At 73.5% G+C, this 18,679-nt stretch carries 18 protein-coding genes; 16 read left to right on the plus strand and 2 right to left on the minus strand.

Going from position 1 to position 18,679, the window contains the following annotated elements:
- The first annotated feature begins 90 nt into the window (after positions 1-90).
- Entirely contained in the window at positions 91-2,031 is a 1,941-nt protein-coding gene (locus tag AB5J87_RS23650) for a SpoIIE family protein phosphatase (RefSeq protein WP_369379066.1), read from the plus strand.
- An 82-nt stretch (positions 2,032-2,113) separates the two neighbouring features.
- Entirely contained in the window at positions 2,114-3,346 is a 1,233-nt protein-coding gene (hemW, locus tag AB5J87_RS23655) for a radical SAM family heme chaperone HemW (protein ID WP_369379067.1), read from the plus strand.
- Positions 3,347-3,763: 417 nt separating this feature from the next.
- Here the strand turns inward: hemW and AB5J87_RS23660 are convergent, their stop codons facing one another.
- On the minus strand, positions 3,764-4,570 hold the full coding sequence (locus tag AB5J87_RS23660) for a DUF3097 domain-containing protein (protein WP_369379069.1): 807 nt from the start codon (positions 4,568-4,570) through the stop codon (positions 3,764-3,766).
- A gap of 39 nt (positions 4,571-4,609) precedes the next feature.
- Positions 4,610-5,323, minus strand: a complete 714-nt coding sequence (locus tag AB5J87_RS23665) for an MBL fold metallo-hydrolase (protein WP_369379071.1) — start codon at positions 5,321-5,323, stop codon at positions 4,610-4,612.
- A 190-nt stretch (positions 5,324-5,513) separates the two neighbouring features.
- On the opposite strand from AB5J87_RS23665, the gene hrcA reads away from it, so the two are divergent.
- The 14 genes from hrcA to AB5J87_RS23735 all read left to right on the plus strand — a co-directional run bounded on the left by hrcA (position 5,514) and on the right by AB5J87_RS23735 (position 18,678).
- Positions 5,514-6,530 carry a heat-inducible transcriptional repressor HrcA gene (gene hrcA / locus AB5J87_RS23670; RefSeq protein ID WP_369379073.1) on the plus strand — a complete coding sequence of 339 codons (1,017 nt, stop codon included), beginning with the start codon at positions 5,514-5,516 and terminating at the stop codon, positions 6,528-6,530.
- Entirely contained in the window at positions 6,531-7,667 is a 1,137-nt protein-coding gene (dnaJ, locus tag AB5J87_RS23675) for a molecular chaperone DnaJ (RefSeq protein ID WP_369379075.1), read from the plus strand.
- A 217-nt stretch (positions 7,668-7,884) separates the two neighbouring features.
- Entirely contained in the window at positions 7,885-8,961 is a 1,077-nt protein-coding gene (locus tag AB5J87_RS23680; RefSeq protein ID WP_369379077.1) for a nitronate monooxygenase, read from the plus strand.
- A gap of 10 nt (positions 8,962-8,971) precedes the next feature.
- On the plus strand, positions 8,972-9,724 hold the full coding sequence (locus tag AB5J87_RS23685; RefSeq protein WP_369379079.1) for a 16S rRNA (uracil(1498)-N(3))-methyltransferase: 753 nt from the start codon (positions 8,972-8,974) through the stop codon (positions 9,722-9,724).
- Between the two features lie 71 nt (positions 9,725-9,795).
- Entirely contained in the window at positions 9,796-10,326 is a 531-nt protein-coding gene (locus AB5J87_RS23690; protein ID WP_369379080.1) for a hypothetical protein, read from the plus strand.
- 68 nt (positions 10,327-10,394) lie between these two features.
- Positions 10,395-10,754 (plus strand): histidine triad nucleotide-binding protein, encoded by a 360-nt coding sequence (locus AB5J87_RS23695; RefSeq protein ID WP_369383651.1) that lies wholly within the window; start codon positions 10,395-10,397, stop codon positions 10,752-10,754.
- 15 nt (positions 10,755-10,769) lie between these two features.
- On the plus strand, positions 10,770-11,681 hold the full coding sequence (locus AB5J87_RS23700; protein ID WP_369379082.1) for a ribonuclease Z: 912 nt from the start codon (positions 10,770-10,772) through the stop codon (positions 11,679-11,681).
- Between the two features lie 20 nt (positions 11,682-11,701).
- Positions 11,702-12,709, plus strand: coding sequence for an adenosine deaminase (locus tag AB5J87_RS23705; RefSeq protein WP_369379083.1), 1,008 nt, complete (start codon positions 11,702-11,704; stop codon positions 12,707-12,709).
- A 96-nt stretch (positions 12,710-12,805) separates the two neighbouring features.
- Entirely contained in the window at positions 12,806-14,128 is a 1,323-nt protein-coding gene (locus AB5J87_RS23710; RefSeq protein WP_369379084.1) for an enolase C-terminal domain-like protein, read from the plus strand.
- Positions 14,129-14,273: 145 nt separating this feature from the next.
- Positions 14,274-15,347 carry a carbohydrate kinase family protein gene (locus tag AB5J87_RS23715; protein ID WP_369383652.1) on the plus strand — a complete coding sequence of 358 codons (1,074 nt, stop codon included), beginning with the start codon at positions 14,274-14,276 and terminating at the stop codon, positions 15,345-15,347.
- Positions 15,348-15,509: 162 nt separating this feature from the next.
- Positions 15,510-16,526 (plus strand): PhoH family protein, encoded by a 1,017-nt coding sequence (locus tag AB5J87_RS23720; protein WP_369379085.1) that lies wholly within the window; start codon positions 15,510-15,512, stop codon positions 16,524-16,526.
- Positions 16,527-16,538: 12 nt separating this feature from the next.
- Positions 16,539-17,036, plus strand: coding sequence for an rRNA maturation RNase YbeY (gene ybeY, locus AB5J87_RS23725; protein WP_369379086.1), 498 nt, complete (start codon positions 16,539-16,541; stop codon positions 17,034-17,036).
- The gene (locus AB5J87_RS23730; protein WP_369379088.1) at positions 17,033-18,325 is read left to right on the plus strand and encodes a hemolysin family protein; all 1,293 of its coding nucleotides are present in this window, start codon (positions 17,033-17,035) and stop codon (positions 18,323-18,325) included. The genes ybeY and AB5J87_RS23730 overlap by 4 nt, the downstream gene beginning before the upstream one ends.
- Positions 18,325-18,678, plus strand: a complete 354-nt coding sequence (locus tag AB5J87_RS23735; protein WP_369379089.1) for an MmcQ/YjbR family DNA-binding protein — start codon at positions 18,325-18,327, stop codon at positions 18,676-18,678. Before AB5J87_RS23730 ends, AB5J87_RS23735 begins: the two co-directional genes overlap by 1 nt.
- Position 18,679: the final 1 nt, after the last annotated feature.

Here is an 18,679-nt window from a genome sequence, read left to right on the forward strand (position 1 = left end):
TCGGTGACTCGGCGCTTATGGGCACGCTCAGTCTGTCACTCTGTCGGTGTCATGAGGTGCGCATTGTGAGAACCGGTCAGGAGACGCACCGTGGGGTCCATTCCAACGCAGCGGGAGAGCGTGAACCGCCCACTCCAGTCGCCCTCTTCGCCCGCGGCCCCGTCCGTCTCCGGCCCGGCCGAGGGCGACGGACGGGCCTGCGTCCGCACCAGCCTGCCCGGCAACCCGCTGGCGCCGTCCGCCGCCCGCCGCTTCGTACGGGCCGCGCTCGCCGACTGGACGGCGCTCGGCCTGTCCGGCACCGACGCCCTCGACGACCGCGTCGCCGACGACACGGCGATACTCGTCAACGAACTGGTCACCAACGCCGTGGTGCACGCGGGCACCACGGTCGACCTGGTCTGCCGCCTGGAGCGGCCCGCCGGGGAGGACCCCGGCGCGGTGGTCCTGGAGGTCTCCGACCACCACCCCGCCCGGGTCGTGCGCAACGAGCCGCGCGGGGCGCACGAGCCGGGCGCGCCGGAGTACGGCCACGGCCTGCACCTGGTCGCGGCGCTCGCGGAGTGCTGGGGGATCACCTACCGCACCGGCCTCAAGACGGTGTGGGCGCGCCTGCCGCTGGCGTGCGACGGCGGCGCCGAGCCGCCCCACGGGGCCGACGGGGGCGCCGACGAGCGGCTCCAGCGCGGGCTGCGCGCCGCCGGGATGCTCGCCACCGCGCCCCGCCCCGCGCCCGCCCACGACCGCGACTGGGTCAACCGGGGCGCGCTCTCCTTCCTCGCCGAGGCGTCCGACCTGCTGGCGGGCCAGTTCGACGAGGACATGATCGCGGCGCTCGCCGGGCAGCTGCTGGTGCCCCGGCTCGCCGACTGGTGCGCCGTCTGGCTCGACCCGGAGGCGGGCGGACCCGTCGGCCAGCCCCGGCTCGCCCGGGTCTGGCACGCCCGCGAGTCCGGCATCGAGGAGCTGCGGGCGGCCCTGGACAAGGAGCCGCCCCGGCTGCCGGAGTCCGCGCGCGGCGGCCCGGTCCCGGTGCCCTGGCCGTGCCGCGACGAGCCCGGCGACGGGGCGGCGCTCGCCTACCGGATGGTCGCGGGCGGCCGGGCGGTCGGCGTGCTGATGCTCGGGCGGGGCGGGCTGGCGCGGATGCCGGACGAGGTGACCGGCCTCGTGGAGGACTTCGTACGCCGGGTGGCCCTGGCGATCGGGGCCGCCCGCCAGTACACCCGCCAGGTCACCATCAGCCGGGTGCTCCAGCGCGGGCTGCTGCCCGCCGGGGTCGCCGAGATCCCGGGCGTCGACAGCGCGCTCGTCTACCAGCCCAGCGGCGAGGGCGTGGCGGGCGGCGACTTCTACGACCTGTTCCCCGGCGCCGACGGCCGTTGGTGCTTCGCCCTCGGCGACGTCCAGGGCAGCGGCCCCGAGGCGGCGGTCGTCACCGGCCTGGTCCGCCCCTGGCTGCGGCTGCTGGCCCGGGAGGGGTACGCGGTCCACGACGTGCTCGACCGCCTCAACAAGCTGCTCGTCGACGACGGGGTGGAGGCCGCCGAGGCGGCGGCCGGGATGGTCGCGGCGGCGGGCGGGCACGGGGTCGCCGAGGGCCCGCAGAGCCGCTTCCTGTCCCTGCTCTACGGGGAGCTGGTGCCCGTCCCCGAGGAGCACGGCGGCGGGGTGAGCTGCACCCTGGCCAGCGCCGGGCACCCGCTGCCGCTGCTGCTGCGGCCCGAGGGCACGGTGCGGGCGGCGGCCGTGCCGCAGGTGCTGATCGGGGTGGTGGAGGGAGCGGCGTACGAGAGCGAGAGCTTCCGGCTGCTGCCCGGCGACACCCTGCTGTGCGTCACCGACGGGGTGACCGAGCGGCGCTCGGGCACGGAGATGTTCGACGACGGCGACGGGCTCGCCGCGGCGCTTGCCGACTGCGCCGGGATGACGGCCACCGGGGTCGCGGAGGCCATCAAGCGCGCGGTGTACGCGTTCGGGACGACGCCGCCCGAGGACGACCTGGCGCTGCTGGTCCTCCAGGCCCGCTGAACCGGCCCGCTGATCCGGCCCGCCGAACCGGCCCGCCGGGCGTGCGGCGGGGAAGGCGCCGCGGGTGGCGGACAATGGGGGCATGCCTTCCGTACTGCCCGATGGTGAGCCCGTGCCCGAGGACGGGTCGCTGCCCCCTGCCGCCCTGGCGGGCGCCCAGGACCGGCCGCTCGGCTTCTACCTGCACGTTCCCTACTGCGCGACGCGCTGCGGGTACTGCGACTTCAACACCTACACCGCCACCGAGCTGCGCGGCTCCGGCGGCGTCCTCGCCTCCCGCGACAACTACGCCGACACCCTGATCGACGAGGTGCGCCTGGCCCGCAAGGTGCTGGGCGACGACCCGCGCCCGGTGCGGACCGTCTTCGTCGGCGGCGGCACCCCGACCCTGCTCGCCGCCGGTGACCTGGTGCGGATGCTGGCGGCCGTCCGGGACGAGTTCGGGCTGGCGGACGACGCCGAGGTGACGACGGAGGCGAACCCGGAGTCGGTGGACCGGGCGTATCTGGAGGAGCTGCGGGCCGGCGGCTTCAACCGGGTCTCCTTCGGGATGCAGAGCGCCAAGCAGCACGTCCTGAAGATCCTGGACCGTACGCACACGCCCGGCCGGCCCGAGGCGTGCGTCGCCGAGGCGCGCGCGGCGGGCTTCGACCACGTCAACCTGGACCTGATCTACGGCACGCCGGGGGAGTCGGACGAGGACTGGCGCGAGTCGCTGGCGGCGGCCGTGGGCGCGGGCCCCGACCACATCTCGGCGTACGCGCTGATCGTGGAGGAGGGCACCCAGCTGGCGCGCCGCATCCGGCGCGGCGAGGTGCCGATGACCGACGACGACGTCCACGCCGACCGCTATCTCATCGCCGACGAGGTCCTCGCGGGGGCGGGGTTCGACTGGTACGAGGTGTCGAACTGGGCGACCACCGAGGCGGGCCGCTGCCTGCACAACGAGCTGTACTGGCGCGGGGCCGACTGGTGGGGTGCGGGGCCCGGCGCGCACAGCCATGTCGGGGGCGTGCGGTGGTGGAACGTGAAGCATCCGGGTGCCTACGCGGCGGCGCTCGCGGGTGGGCGCACGCCGGGCGCCGGGCGCGAGGTCCTCGCCGCGGAGGACCGGCGCGTCGAGCGGATCCTGCTGGAGCTGCGGCTGCGCGAGGGGTGCGAGCTGGCGCTGCTGCGGCCCGCGGGGCTGGCGGCGGCGGGGCGGGCGCTGGTGGAGGGGCTGCTGGAGGCGGGGCCGTACGGGGAGGGGCGGGCCGTGTTGACCCTGCGGGGGCGGTTGTTGGCGGATGCGGTGGTTCGCGACCTGGTGGACTGATCCCCTGGGGCTGCGCCCCCGGGCCCCCGCTGTCGTCCGCGGGCCGTCGTGGGTTGCTCGCGCCGTTCCCCGCGCCCCTGAATGCCCGGGGCTGCGCCCCTGGGCCCGCTGTCGTCTGCGGGCCGTCGTGGGTTGCTCGCGCAGTTCCCCGCGCCCCTTGAGTGCCCGGGGGCTGCGCCCCCTGGGCCCCTGTGTTTGCCTGCGGGCCGTGGTCGCTTCGCGCGCCGTTCCCCGCGCCCCTGAACGCCCGGGGCTGCGCCCCTGGGCCCGCTGTCGTCCGCGGGCCGTCGTGGGTTGCTCGCGCCGTTCCCCGCGCCCCTGAACGCCCGGGGCTGCGCCCCTGGACCCGCTGTCGTCTGCGGGCCGTGGTCGCTTCTCGCGCCGTTCCCCGCGCCCCTTGGGGGCTCGGGGTGGGGGTCAGGGGTGGGGGGTTGTCACGAAGTCGATCAGTTCTTCCACTCTGCCCAGCAGCTCCGGCTCCAGGTCCTTGTAGCTGTGGACCCGGGACAGGATCCGCTGCCATGCCGCGCCCGTGTTCGCGGGCCAGCCCAGGGTGCGGCAGACCCCCGTCTTCCAGTCCTCGCCCCGGGGTACCACCGGCCACGCGGGGATCCCGACCGACGCGGGCTTCACCGCCTCCCACACGTCGATGTAGGGGTGGCCCGCCACCAGGACGTGTTCGCCGGTGACCGCTGCCGCGATCCGGGACTCCTTGGAGCCCGGCACCAGGTGGTCGACCAGTACGCCGAGCCGCGCGTCGGGGCCGGGGGCGAACTCGGCGACGATGGCCGGGAGGTCGTCGACGCCGGAGAGGTACTCGACGACCACGCCCTCGATGCGCAGGTCGTCGCCCCACACCTTCTCCACCAGCTCCGCGTCGTGGCGCCCCTCCACATAGATGCGCCCGGCGCGCGCGACCCGCGCCCGCGCCCCCGGCACCGCCACCGATCCGGAGGCCGTGCGCGCCGGGCGCGCCGGGCCCGCGGCCGGGCGCACCAGGGTGACGACCTTGCCTTCGAGCAGGAAGCCCCGCTCGGCCAGCGGGAACACCCGGTGCTTGCCGAAGCGGTCCTCCAGCGTCACCGTGCCCGCCTCGCAGCGGATCACCGCCCCGCAGAACCCCGTCCCCACCTCCTCGACCACCAGGTCGGACTCGGCGGGGACCTCGGGGACCGGGGTCCGCTTCTTCCAGGGCGGGGTCAGGTCCGGGCTGTAGCTGCGCATTCGGATGACAATACGGCCTGACCGGCGCCCCCCGAGGGGCTACGACACGCCGAACCTGGCGGCGAGTTCGGCGCGCTGGGCGCGGACGAAGGCCGCGTCGACGGCCGCCCCGTGCCCCGGTACGTACACCGCGTCCTCGCCGCCGAGCGCGAGCAGCCGGTCCAGGGCGGCGGGCCAGCGGGTGCGGACCGCGTCCGGGCCCGCCTGCGGTTCGCCGGACTCCTCCACGAGATCGCCGCAGAACACCACCTCGGGCGTGCCCGGCACCAGCAGCGCCAGGTCGTGGCCGCTGTGGCCGGGCCCGACGTTGGCGAGCAGCACCTGGCGTCCGCCCAGGTCCAGCGTCCATTCGCCGCTGACCGCGTGGTGCGGGCGCACCAGCAGGTCGGCGGCCTCGGCGGCCCGCTCGGCCGGGACCCCCTGTGCGACGGCGTCGGCGCACAGCGCCTCGGAGTCCAGCACCCGGTCGATGCCGACCGCCCCGTACACCTCGCAGCCCGCGAACGCGGCGGTGCCCAGCACGTGGTCGAAGTGGGGGTGGCTCAGTGCGATGTGCGTCACTCGGCGCCCGGCCAGCGCCTGGGCCTGGGCGCGCAGTTCGGCGCCCTCGCGCAGCGTGGACCCCGTGTCGTACAGCAGTACGGCCCGGTCGCCCACGACCAGACCGGCCGTCGCGTCCCACCCCGGAAGGCGGCGCCGGCCCACGCCGTCGCCCAGTCGCTCCCAGCCGAACTCTTCCCATCTGACGTCCATGACGTGACGCTATCCCGGGTGCCGGAAGGCGGCGCCGGGCCGCGCCGCTCCACCGTGCCGCGAGCGTCACGGTCGGCCGCCCTTGCTAGGGGTGTACTGGTCGGCCGTACACTGGCCGGGGGATTGCTGGCACTCGAACGCACAGAGTGCCAGGCGGAGCGCCGAGGGACGACAGCTGGAGGTGTGCGCGATGCTCAGTGAACGCAGACTTGAGGTCCTGCGCGCCATCGTCCAGGACTACGTCGGGACCGAGGAGCCGGTCGGGTCGAAGGCCCTGACCGAGCGGCACGCGCTGGGCGTCTCCCCGGCGACCGTGCGCAACGACATGGCCGTGCTGGAGGAGGAGGGCTTCATCGCCCAGCCCCACACCAGCGCCGGCCGCATCCCCACCGACAAGGGCTACCGGCTGTTCGTCGACCGGCTGGCCGGCGTCAAGCCGATGTCGGCCCCGGAGCGGCGCGCCATCCAGAACTTCCTGGACAGCGCGGTCGACCTGGACGACGTGGTGGCCCGCACGGTCCGGCTGCTCGCCCAGCTCACCCGGCAGGTCGCCGTGGTGCAGTACCCGTCGCTGACCCGGTCCACGGTGCGGCACGTGGAGCTGCTCTCGCTGGCCCCGGCCCGGCTGATGCTGGTGCTGATCACCGACACCGGCCGCGTCGAGCAGCGGCTGGTGGACTGCCCGGCGCCGTTCGGCGAGACCTCGCTCGCGGACCTGCGGGCGCGGCTGAACAGCCGGGTGGTGGGCCGTCGCTTCGCCGATGTGCCCCCGCTGGTGCAGGAGCTGCCGGAGTCCTTCGAACCGGAGGACCGAGGAACCGTTTCGACGGTCCTCTCCACCCTGCTCGAAACCCTGGTCGAGGAGACCGAGGAGCGGCTGATGATCGGCGGTACCGCCAATCTCACCCGCTTCGGACACGACTTCCCGCTGACCATCCGGCCGGTGCTGGAGGCGCTGGAGGAGCAGGTGGTGCTCCTCAAGCTCCTCGGCGAGGCCAAGGAATCGGGCATGACCGTACGAATCGGGCATGAGAACGCCCATGAGGGGCTGAACTCCACGTCCGTCGTCTCGGTCGGCTACGGTTCGGGCGGCGAGGCGGTCGCCAAACTCGGCGTGGTCGGACCGACCCGCATGGATTACCCCGGAACGATGGGAGCGGTACGCGCAGTGGCACGTTACGTCGGACAGATCCTGGCGGAGTCGTAAGTGGCCACGGACTACTACGCCGTACTGGGCGTACGCCGCGACGCATCGCAGGACGAGATCAAGAAGGCGTTCCGGCGCCTCGCCCGCGAGCTTCACCCGGACGTGAATCCGGACCCGAAGACGCAGGAGCGGTTCAAGGAGATCAACGCCGCCTACGAGGTCCTCTCGGACCCGCAGAAGAAGCAGGTCTACGACCTCGGCGGCGACCCCCTGTCGTCGTCGGGCGGCGGTGGCGCCGGCGGCTTTGGCGCGGGCGGCTTCGGCAACTTCTCCGACATCATGGACGCCTTCTTCGGCAACGCGGCGCAGCGCGGACCGCGCTCGCGCACCCGCCGGGGCCAGGACGCCATGATCCGGCTGGAGATCGACCTCAACGAGGCGGCCTTCGGCACGACCAAGGAGATCCAGGTCGACACGGCGGTCGTCTGTACGACCTGCTCGGGCGAGGGCGCCGCCCCCGGCACCTCGGCCCAGACCTGTGACATGTGCCGCGGCCGTGGCGAGGTCTCCCAGGTCACCCGGTCCTTCCTGGGCCAGGTCATGACCTCCCGGCCCTGCCCCCAGTGCCAGGGCTTCGGCACCGTGGTGCCCACCCCGTGCCCGGAGTGCGCCGGCGACGGCCGCATCCGCTCGCGGCGCACGCTCACGGTCAAGATCCCGGCCGGTGTCGACAACGGCACCCGCATCCAGCTCGCGGGCGAGGGCGAGGTCGGCCCCGGCGGCGGCCCCGCCGGCGACCTGTACGTGGAGATCCACGAGCTGAACCACGACGTCTTCCAGCGCCGCGGCGACGATCTGCACTGCACGGTGACCATCCCCATGACGGCGGCGGCGCTCGGCACCAAGGTGCCGCTGCAGACGCTGGACGGCATGGAGGAGGTGGACATCCGCCCGGGCACCCAGTCGGGCCAGTCCATCCCGCTGCACGGGCGCGGTGTCACGCATCTGCGCGGCGGCGGCCGGGGCGACCTGATCGTCCACGTCGAGGTCACCACCCCGACCAAGCTGGACCCCCAGCAGGAGGACCTGCTGCGCCAGCTGGCCAAGCTCCGCGGCGAGGAGCGCCCCCTGGGCCAGTTCCAGCCGGGGCAGCAGGGGCTGTTCTCTCGGTTGAAGGACGCTTTCAACGGCCGCTGACGTCCGGCTCGGCCGGGGGTCCGGGGGTTGTCCCCGGGGGAGTGCAGTCAGCCGGGGCAGCAGGGGCTGTTCTCGCGGTTGAAGGACGCTTTCAACGGCCGCTGACGGGCCGCTCGGCCGAGCCCGCCGTTCCCCGTACCCCCGGGTTTCCCGGGGTGCGGGGGCCGGTGCCACGGGGCGATTCGGAGCCGGGGCGTGCCCGTGGCACGATGCGGGCATGGCTTTGACCGATCTCTGCCGGTATCCGATCGTGCAGGCTCCCATGGCCGGTGGCGTCTCCGCCCCCGGCCTGGTCGCCGCGGTCGGCGAGGCCGGCGGACTCGGGTTCCTGGCCGCCGGGTACAAGACCGCCGACGGCATGTACCAGGAGATCAAGCAGCTGCGCGGACTCACCGGGCGGCCGTTCGGGGTCAATCTGTTCCTGCCGCAGCCCCCGCACACCGACCCGGCCGTCGTCGAGGTCTACCGCAGCCAGCTGGCGGGCGAGGCCGCCTGGTACCAGACGCCGCTGGGCGACGCCGACTCGGGCGGCGACGACGGCTACGAGGCCAAGCTGGCGATACTGCGCGAGGACCCCGTCCCGGTGGTCTCCTTCACCTTCGGCTGCCCCGACCGCGAGGTGCTGGCCGCGTTCACGGCGCTCGGCACCTACACCGTGGTCACCGCGACCACCCCCGACGAGGCGCTGGCCGCCCAGAGCGCCGGGGCGGACGCGGTGTGCGTCCAGGGCATCGAGGCGGGCGGCCACCAGGCCACGCACCGCGACGACCCGCAGGCGGACGGCTCCGGCCTCGGGCTGCTCGCGCTGATCACCCAGGTCCGCGAGAGCGTACGGCTGCCGGTCATCGCGGCGGGCGGGCTGATGCGCGGCGCCCAGATAGCCGCGGTCCTGGCGGCGGGCGCGGACGCGGCGCAGCTCGGCACCGCGTTCCTGGCCTGCCCGGAGTCGGGCGCGCACCTGCTGCACCAGCAGGCGCTGACCAACCCCCTGTTCACCCGCACGGAGCTGACGCGCGCGTTCTCCGGGCGGCCGGCGCGCGGCCTGGTGAACCGTTTCATGCGCGAGCACGGACCGTACGCCCCGGCCGCCTACCCCGAGGTGCACCAGCTGACCGCCGGGCTGCGCCGGGCCGCCGCCGCGGCGGGCGACCCGCAGGGCATGGCGCTGTGGGCGGGCCAGGGCCACCGCCTCGCCCGCCCGCTGCCCGCCGGGCAGCTGGTGGAGGTGCTGGCCGCCGAACTGGAGGCGGCGCTGGCCGCGTTGGCCGACGCATGGAGGAACCGAACCACATGAGGAGTACGCCATGACCGCCCCGGTCTTCGTCGTCGACCGCTTCCCCGAGTCCGGCCCGGGCGGCCGTTACGTCCTGGACGGGCCCGAGGGCAGGCACGCCGTCTCCGTGAAGCGCCTCAAGCCCGGCGAGGACGTCGTCCTCACCGACGGCCACGGAGCCCGGGCGGACTGCGTGGTCCTGGACACCGAGGGCAAGGACCGGCTGGTCGTCCGCCTCGACTCGGTGTCGCGGGAGCCGGAGCCGCAGCCGCGCATCACCGTCGTCCAGGCGCTGCCCAAGGGCGACCGGGGCGAGGTCGCGGTGGAGACGATGACCGAGGTGGGCGTCGACGCCGTGGTGCCCTGGCAGGCGTCGCGCTGCATCACGCAGTGGAAGGGCGACCGGGGAGCCAAGTCGCTGGCGAAGTGGCGCGCCACGGCCCGCGAGTCGGGCAAGCAGTCGCGCCGGGTGCGGTTCCCGGAGGTGGGGGACGCGATGACGACCAAGCAGGTTGTCGCGTTTTTGGCCACGGCCGATTTCGCCGCCGTGCTGCACGAGGGGCGCGACACCCCGAGCGAGCCGCTGGCCACCGCCGAGCTGCCCGACCGGGGGGAGATCGTCCTGGTGGTGGGCCCCGAAGGGGGCGTTTCCCCCGAGGAGTTGGCGGCTTTCGAGGAGGCGGGCGCCAAGCCGTACCTGCTCGGCCCGAGCGTGCTGCGCACCTCCACGGCGGGCACGGCCGCCGCCGCCCTGCTGATGGGGCGCACCGGCCGCTGGTCGTGACGCCACAGAACCGCTCGTGACGTCGTAAAGCCCTCTACCGCCGTCGGCGCGGCGGTGGGACGCTGGCGCGTATGGGGGCAAGGAGAGGTGTCACGTGGCCGCTGCGGCACCGGCGCGCGTTGGCGGCGCTCGGTCTGGCCGCGGGTGCGGCGGCCGGGGCCGCGGCCTGCGATCCGGTCGGCGGGATGAGCTCGGTCACCGTCTCGGTGACCACGGACAAGGTCGCGACGAGCAAGCTGGAGCACGACGGCTTCAAGGTGCGGTACCTGACGTGCACCGCCAAGACCGACGGCGGCTCGTCGACCCGTACCCCGTCGCCCGCCGCGACCCGGACGGTCGCCACGGTCGACTGCCGGGGCCGCACCGACGACAACAAGAAGATCAACGTCACCGGCAAGGTCACCGAGGCGCGCGAGGACCGCTGTGTGCGGGGCGATCTGACGGCGAAGGTCGGGGACCGCACGGTCTTCCGCGCCAATGTGCTGGGCGACTGCAACGCGCCGCCGCCGACCAGGAGCACGCCCAGGCCGCCGGGGAAGCCGGGGAGCCGTCCGACGGTCACGGTCACCGTGACGGTGACGGAGTCGTTCCGGGGCAAGTGAGGATCACCGGGCAAACGTCAGTAGCATGCCCAGTGAACCGATCCACCGCGAACGAGGAGCTCAGGACCGTGGCCGGAGAGCCGCAGGCGGACTGCCTGTTCTGCAAGATCGTCTCGGGCGATGTCCCGGCGACCGTCGTCCGGGAGACCGAGACCGTCGTGGCCTTCCGCGACATCAACCCCCAGGCGCCCACCCACGTCCTGGTCATCCCCCGGGTCCACTACCCGGACGCGGCCTCGCTGGCCGCCGCCGAGCCGGTGGTCGCCGGTGACGTGCTGCGCGCGGCGGGGGAGATCGCCGCCGAGGAGAAGATCGACGGCAGCGGCTACCGGATCGTCTTCAACACCGGATCCGGCGCGGGCCAGACCGTCTTCCACGCGCACGCCCACGTGCTGGGCGGGCGCGGACTGCAGTGGCCGCCGGGATAGGACCGGTAACCCCAGTTGTCCGTACGTGAATTGGTGGTGCTCGGCACCGCCAGCCAGGTCCCGACCCGGCACCGCAACCACAACGGCTATCTGCTGCGCTGGGACGGCGGGGGCATCCTCTTCGACCCCGGCGAGGGCACCCAGCGGCAGATGCTGCGGGCCGGTGTCGCCGCCCACGACATCGACCGGATCTGCGTCACGCACTTCCACGGCGACCACTCGCTGGGCCTGGCCGGTGTGATCCAGCGGATCAACCTGGACCGGGTCCCGCACCCGGTCACCGCACACTACCCGGCGAGCGGTCAGCACTTCTTCGAACGGCTGCGGTACGCCACGGCCTACCGCGAGACGGTCGAGCTGGCCCAGGTGCCGGTGGCGGGCGAGGGGGCGGTGCTGGCCGTCACCGACGCCTACACGCTGCGGGCGCGGCTGCTGTCGCACCCGGTGGAGGCGTACGGCTACCGGATCACCGAGCCGGACGGGCGCCGGATGCTGCCCGACCTGCTCGCCCGGCACGGCATCGCCGGGCCCGACGTCGGCCGGCTCCGGCGCGAGGGCTCGCTCGGCGCGGTCACGCTCGACGACGTCAGCGAGGTGCGGCCCGGCCAGCGGTTCGCGTTCATCATGGACACCCGGCTCTGCGAGGGCGTGCACGCCCTGGCCGAGGGGTGCGACATGCTGGTCATCGAGTCCACGTTCCTGGACGAGGACGTGCGGCTCGCCGAGGACCACGGGCATCTGACGGCCGGTCAGGCCGCCGGGGTGGCCCGTGACGCCGGGGTCCGCCATCTCGTCCTCACCCACTTCTCGCAGCGCTACGCCGACCCGGCGGAGTTCGAACGCCAGGCGCGGGCCGCCGGGTTCACGGGGGAACTGACCGTCGCGGCCGACCTGATGCGGGTCCCCCTGCCCAGACGCACCACCTAGCCACCACCGGAAAGTCCCCCATGCCCCTCCCCAAGGCCGAACTCCACCTCCACATCGAAGGCACCCTCGAACCCGGGCTCGCCTTCGAACTGGCCGCGCGCAACGGCGTGCGGCTGCCCTACGCGGACGCCGAGGAGCTGCGGAAGGCGTACCTCTTCGACGACCTCCAGTCCTTCCTCGACCTGTACTACTCGCTGATGGCGGTGCTGCGCACCGAGGACGACTTCGAGGCGCTGGCGGAGGCGTACCTGGCGCGCGCGGCGGCCCAGGGCGTGCGGCACGCGGAGATCTTCTTCGACCCGCAGGCGCACACCTCGCGCGGCGTGCCCCTCGGCACGGTCGTGGCGGGCCTGGGCCGGGCCCTGGACCGCAGCGAGGAGCGGCACGGGGTCTCGACCCGGCTGATCCTCTGCTTCCTGCGCGACCGGTCCGCCGAGTCCGCCCTGGAGACGCTGGAGGCGGCCCGCCCGCACCTGCACCGGATCACCGGCGTCGGCCTGGACTCGGCGGAGGTCGGCCATCCGCCCGCCAAGTTCCGCGAGGTGTACGCGGCGGCCGACGCGCTGGGGCTGCGCAAGGTGGCGCACGCGGGCGAGGAGGGCCCGCCGTCGTACATCACCGAGGCGCTGGACGTGCTGGGCGTGGAGCGGGTGGACCACGGGCTGCGGGCGCTGGAGGACCCGGAGCTGGTGGCCCGGCTGGTGCGCGAGCGCGTCCCGCTGACGCTGTGCCCGCTCTCCAACGTCCGGCTGCGCGCGGTGGAGTCGCTGACCGGGCACCCGCTGCGCCGGATGATGGACGCGGGCCTGCTGTGCACGGTGAACTCCGACGACCCCGCCTACTTCGGGGGGTACGCGGGCGACAACTTCGACGCGGTGCGCGAGGCGCTCGGCCTGGACGAGGAGGCCCTGCGCACGCTGGCCCGCAACTCCTTCCTGGCCTCCTTCCTCCAGGACGCGGAGGAGCTGCGGGCGCGCTACCTCGCCGAGGTCGACGCGTACGAGTTCCCCGCCCCGTCCCCGTCCTGAGCCCCGGCCCGCACCGGCCTCCCGGGCGCCGCGCCACCGGGAGGCCGTGCGGGACCCCTTGACCCTTTCTCGTTCACATATCTAGTCTCCATTCCCATGGATGCACATACGAGGAAGCGTGCGACCGGCCGCCGGGCGATCGCCGAAGTCCGGTTCACCCCCGTCCTCGTCGCCGACCCGCCGCTCCTCAACGTCCAGGGCGTCCACCAGCCGTACACGCCCCGGCTGATCGTCGAGGTCGTCACCGAGGACGGGGTGAGCGGCCTGGGGGAGACCTACGGCGACTCGGCCTACCGTGAACTGGCCGGCCCCTACGCCGCCCTGCTGACCGGGCACGACATCGCCGATCTCAACGGCCTGTTCACACTGATGAACACAGTGGAGGTGGACGGCTCCCGCGTCGACGACTCCGTGGACGTCGGCGGGCTGCGCGGCGCGCGCACCGCCGACAAGCTGCGGCTCTCCGTCGTCTCCGCCTTCGAGGTGGCCTGCCTCGACGCGCTCGGCAAGACGCTCGGCGTGCCCGTGCACACCCTGCTCGGCGGCAAGGTCCGCGACAGCGTCGAATACAGCGCCTACCTCTTCTACCGCTGGGCCGAACACCCCGGCGGCGCCGGGGAGAAGGACGACTGGGGCGCCGCCCTCGACCCGGCCGGAATCGTCGCCCAGGCCCGCCGGTTCGCCCGCGAGCACGGCTTCGCCTCGTTCAAGCTGAAGGGCGGCGTCCTCCCGCCCGAACAGGAGGTCGCCGCCGTCCGGGCGCTCGCCGCCGCCTTCCCCGGCCGGCCCCTGCGGCTCGACCCCAACGGCGCCTGGAGCACCGCCACCTCACTGCGGGTGGCGGCCTCGCTCGCCGACGTCCTGGAGTACCTGGAGGACCCGGCGTCCGGCACGCGCGCGATGGCCGAGGTCGCCGCCGGCACCTCCGTGCCGCTCGCCACCAACATGTGCGTGACCACCTTCGGCGAGATCCGCGAGGCATTCCTGACCGGTGCCGTGCAGGTCGTCCTCAGCGACCACCACTACTGGGGAGGGCTGCGCAACACCCGCGAACTGGCCGCGGTCTGCCGCGCGTTCGGGGTCGGCCTGTCCATGCACTCCAACACCCACCTCGGCATCAGCCTCGCCGCGATGACCCACGTCGCCGCGACCGTGCCGGACCTGCGCCACTCCTGCGACAGCCACTACCCCTGGCAGAGCGAGGACGTCATCACCGCCCGCCACGTCTTCCGCGACGGCCGCCTCCCCGTGTCCGACGCCCCCGGCCTCGGCGTGGAGCTCGACCGGGCGGCGCTGGAGCGCCTGCACCGGCGCTGGCTGGCCGACGACGGCACCCTGCGCGAACGCGACGACGCGGCGGCGATGCGGCGCGCCCCCGGGCACGCGCGGTGGCGGACTCCGGCACTGCCGCGCTGGTAGGACGAGGACCCGGCGGGCCGGATCGGGCACACTGGCCTGATCCGTACGCGAACGGGAGCCCGCCGTGACCACAACCAGCAGAGAGCAGCAGAGCCCAGCGGACCGGTCGCGCGACCGGCGGGGCCACACCGCGGGGGTCGACCCGCTGGACAAGGTGCGCGGGCCCCGCGACCCGGAGTGCGACGTCTTCCTGACCGGGACGGTCTTCCTCGACATCATCTTCACCGGCCTGGACTCGGCCCCCGTGCGGGGCACCGAGTCCTGGGCCCGCGGCATGGGCTCCAGCCCCGGCGGCGTCGCCAACATGGCCATCGCCCTGGCCCGGCTCGGCCTGCGCACCTCGCTGGCGGCGGCGTTCGGCGACGACCACTACGGCGAGTACTGCTGGGACGCGCTGGAGCAGGGCGAGGGCATCGACCTCTCGCTGTCGCGGACCGTGCCCGGCTGGCACTCCCCGGTCACCGTCTCCATGGCGTACGAGGGCGAGCGGACCATGGTCTCGCACGGCCACGAGGCGCCCCCCGAGGCGGTGCCGTGCCACGCCGAGGCGCCCGCCCGGCCGCCGCTGGCCCGGGCGGCGATCGCCTCCCTGGTACCCGGCCGCACCGAGGAGTGGATCGCCGAGGCCGCCCGGGGCGGTGCGCGGATCTTCGCCGACGTCGGCTGGGACGACACCGGCCACTGGGACTTGGCGGCCCTGGCCGGGCTCGAACACTGCGAGGCGTTCCTGCCCAACGCGGGCGAGGCGATGCGCTACACCCGCACCGACTGCCCGCGCGCCGCCGCCCGCGCCCTCGCCGAGAAGGTGCCGGTCGCGGTGGTCACCCTGGGCGCGGAGGGCGCGTACGCGGTGGACGGCTCGACCGGGGAGACCGCCGAGGTGCCCGCGATCGCCGTGGAGGCGCTGGACCCGACCGGGGCCGGGGACGTGTTCGTGGCCGGGTTCGTCACCGGCACGCTGGCCGGCTGGCCGCTGGCGGACCGGCTCGCCTTCGCGGGACTGACGGCGGCGCTCTCGGTCCAGGAGTTCGGCGGATCGCTGTCGGCGCCCGGCTGGGCGGAGATCGCGGCCTGGTGGCAGGCCGTGCACGCCCGGCCGGGCCAGGACCCGGCCGCGCTGCGGCGGTACGCCTTCCTGGAGGGCCTGCTGCCCGGCACGGCCCGGCCGTGGCCGCTGCGCCGGGCCGTCCCCACGATCGGCTTCCGCCGCCCGGCGTGAGGGCCGGTACCCGCGGCCCGGGACCGGCCCGGCGGGCGGTCCGTTCCCGGGCGGAAAACCCCTCGGCGCTGTCGGTGCCAGGTCGTACGCTTGGTAGTCCAGAGGTTGTCGAGCGGCGAGAACCTTGCAACGGGAGGTATGTGCAGGCCACAGAGCCGGCCCATGACTCAGACACCCACACAGCCGCAGGCGAGTGCCCGGATCAAGGTCCCTGCCAAGCATCCGATGGTGATGCTGCTCGGATCCGGCGACTCGCTGCTGCGCGTGATCGAGAAGGCATTCCCGGCGGCCGACATCCACGTCCGGGGCAATGAGATCAGTGCCACGGGGACCCCGGCGGAAGTCGCGCTCATCCAACGCCTGTTCGACCAGATGATGCTGGTGCTCCGCACCGGTCAGCCGATGACGGAGGACGCAGTGGAACGCTCGATCGCCATGCTCAGGGCGAGCGAGAACGGCAAGGCGGAGGACGGCCACGAGACCCCGGCCGACGTGCTCACCCAGAACATCCTCTCCAGCCGCGGTCGCACGATCCGCCCCAAGACCCTCAACCAGAAGCGGTACGTCGACGCGATCGACAAGCACACGATCGTCTTCGGCATCGGCCCCGCCGGTACCGGAAAGACCTATCTCGCCATGGCCAAGGCGGTCCAGGCCCTGCAGTCCAAGCAGGTCACCCGGATCATCCTGACCCGCCCCGCCGTGGAGGCGGGCGAGCGCCTCGGCTTCCTGCCGGGCACGCTCTACGAGAAGATCGACCCGTATCTGCGCCCGCTCTACGACGCGCTGCACGACATGCTCGACCCCGAGTCGATCCCGAGGCTGATGGCCGCCGGGACGATCGAGGTCGCCCCCCTGGCGTACATGCGCGGACGCACGCTGAACGACGCGTTCATCATCCTCGACGAGGCGCAGAACACCAGCGCCGAGCAGATGAAGATGTTCCTCACCCGCCTCGGCTTCGACTCGAAGATCGTCATCACGGGTGACATCACCCAGGTCGACCTGCCGAACGGCACGAAGAGCGGTCTGCGCCAGGTCCAGGAGATCCTGGAGGGCGTCGAGGACGTCCACTTCTCCCGGCTGTCGTCCCAGGACGTCGTCCGGCACAAGCTCGTCGGCCGTATCGTCGACGCGTACGAGAAGTACGACAGCCAGCAGGACCGCAACGGGAAGTAGTCAGAGCGCACCATGTCGATCGACGTCAACAACGAGTCCGGAACCGAGGTCGACGAGCAGGCGATCCTCGACATCGCCCGCTACGCGCTCACGCGGATGCGGATCCACCCGCTCTCCGAGCTGTCGGTGATCGTCGTGGACGCCGACGCCATGGAGCAGCTCCACATCCAGTGGATGGACCTGCCCGGCCCGACCGATGTCATGTCCTTCCCGATGGACGAGCTGCGTCCGCCGGCCAAGGACGACGAGGAGCCCCCGCAGGGGCTCCTCGGTGACATCGTGCTCTGCCCCGAGGTCGCCAAGAAGCAGGGCGAGGACGCGCCGACGCAGCACTCGATGGACGAGGAGCTCCAGCTCCTGACCGTCCACGGAGTGCTGCACCTGCTCGGGTACGACCACGAGGAGCCGGACGAGAAGGCCGAGATGTTCGGGCTCCAGGCGGCCATCGTGGACGGCTGGCGGGCGGAGAAGGGCTTCACCGGTCCCTCCCCGGCGCCGACCGTCTCATGACCGGACAGCTGATCTTCGGCGCCGTCGCCCTGGTCGTGGTCGCGTGGCTGGCCGCCTGCGCGGAGGCCGGCATCGCGCGCACCTCCTCGTTCCGCGCCGCCGAGGCCGTGCGGTCCGGGCGGCGCGGCGCGGCCCGGCTCGCCCAGGTGGCCGCCGACCCCACCCGCTACCTCAACGTGGCCCTGCTGGTGCGGGTCGCCTGCGAGATGGCGGCCGGGGTGCTGGTCACCTACGTCTGCCTGGAGGAGTTCGGGGAGACCTGGACGGCGCTGGTCGTCGCCATCGCGGTGATGGTCCTCGTGTCGTACGTGGCCGTCGGCGTCTCGCCGCGCACCATCGGCCGCCAGCACCCGCTGAACACGGCGACGGCCGCCGCCTACGTGCTGCTGCCGCTGGCCCGGATCATGGGCCCGGTCCCGCAGCTGCTGATCCTCCTCGGCAACGCGCTGACCCCCGGAAAGGGCTTCCGCAAGGGCCCGTTCGCCTCCGAGGCCGAGCTGCGCGCCATGGTCGACCTCGCCGAGCAGGAGTCCCTGATCGAGGACGAGGAGCGCCGGATGGTGCACTCCGTCTTCGAGCTCGGCGACACCCTGGTGCGCGAGGTGATGGTGCCGCGCACCGACCTCGTCTGCATCGAGCGCTACAAGACCATCCGCCAGGCGCTCACCCTCGCCCTGCGCTCGGGCTTCTCCAGGATCCCGGTGACCGGCGAGAACGAGGACGACATCGTCGGGATCGTGTATCTGAAGGACCTGGTCCGCAAGACGCACATCAACCGCGACTCCGAGGCCGACCTGGTCTCCACCGCGATGCGCCCGGCCGCCTTCGTCCCCGACACCAAGAACGCCGGCGACCTGCTGCGCGAGATGCAGCAGGACCGCAGCCACGTCGCCGTCGTCATCGACGAGTACGGCGGCACGGCCGGCATCGTCACCATCGAGGACATCCTGGAGGAGATCGTCGGTGAGATCACCGACGAGTACGACCGGGAGCTGCCGCCGGTCGAGGAGCTGGCGGACGGCTGCTTCCGGGTCACCGCCCGGCTCGACATCACCGACCTGGGCGAGCTGTTCGGGCTCGACGAGTACGACGACGAGGACGTGGAGACGGTCGGCGGGCTGCTCGCCAAGGCGCTCGGCCGGGTGCCCATCGCGGGCGCCACGGCCGTCGTGGACCTGCCGGACGGGCGGGGGCTGCGGCTCACCGCCGAGTCCCCGGCGGGCCGCCGGAACAAGATCGTGACCGTGCTCGTGGAGCCGGTCCCGGCCAAGGCGGAGGACCTGACGTGATGACGCCCCAGGAGCTCAGGGCCTTCTGCCTGTCGTTCAACGCGGCGACGGAGGAGTTCCCCTTCGACTCGCGGACCTCGGTCTTCAAGGTCCTCGGGAAGATGTTCGCCCTGAGCGACCTGGGCGGCAGCCCGCTCACCGCCAACCTCAAGTGCGACCCGGACGACGCGGTGCGGCTGCGCGCCGAGCACGCGGCGATCGTGCCCGGCTGGCACATGAACAAGCGGCACTGGAACACGGTGGACGTGGAGCGGCTCCCGGACCGGCTGGTCCGGGAGCTGATCGAGGACTCCTACGACCTGGTCGTGGCCGGTCTGCCGAAGGCCGAGCGGCTCCGGCTCGACCGGCCCTGAC

Origin of the sequence: Streptomyces sp. cg36, from assembly GCF_041080675.1 — a bacterium.
In the GTDB taxonomy this organism is placed as follows: domain Bacteria; phylum Actinomycetota; class Actinomycetes; order Streptomycetales; family Streptomycetaceae; genus Streptomyces.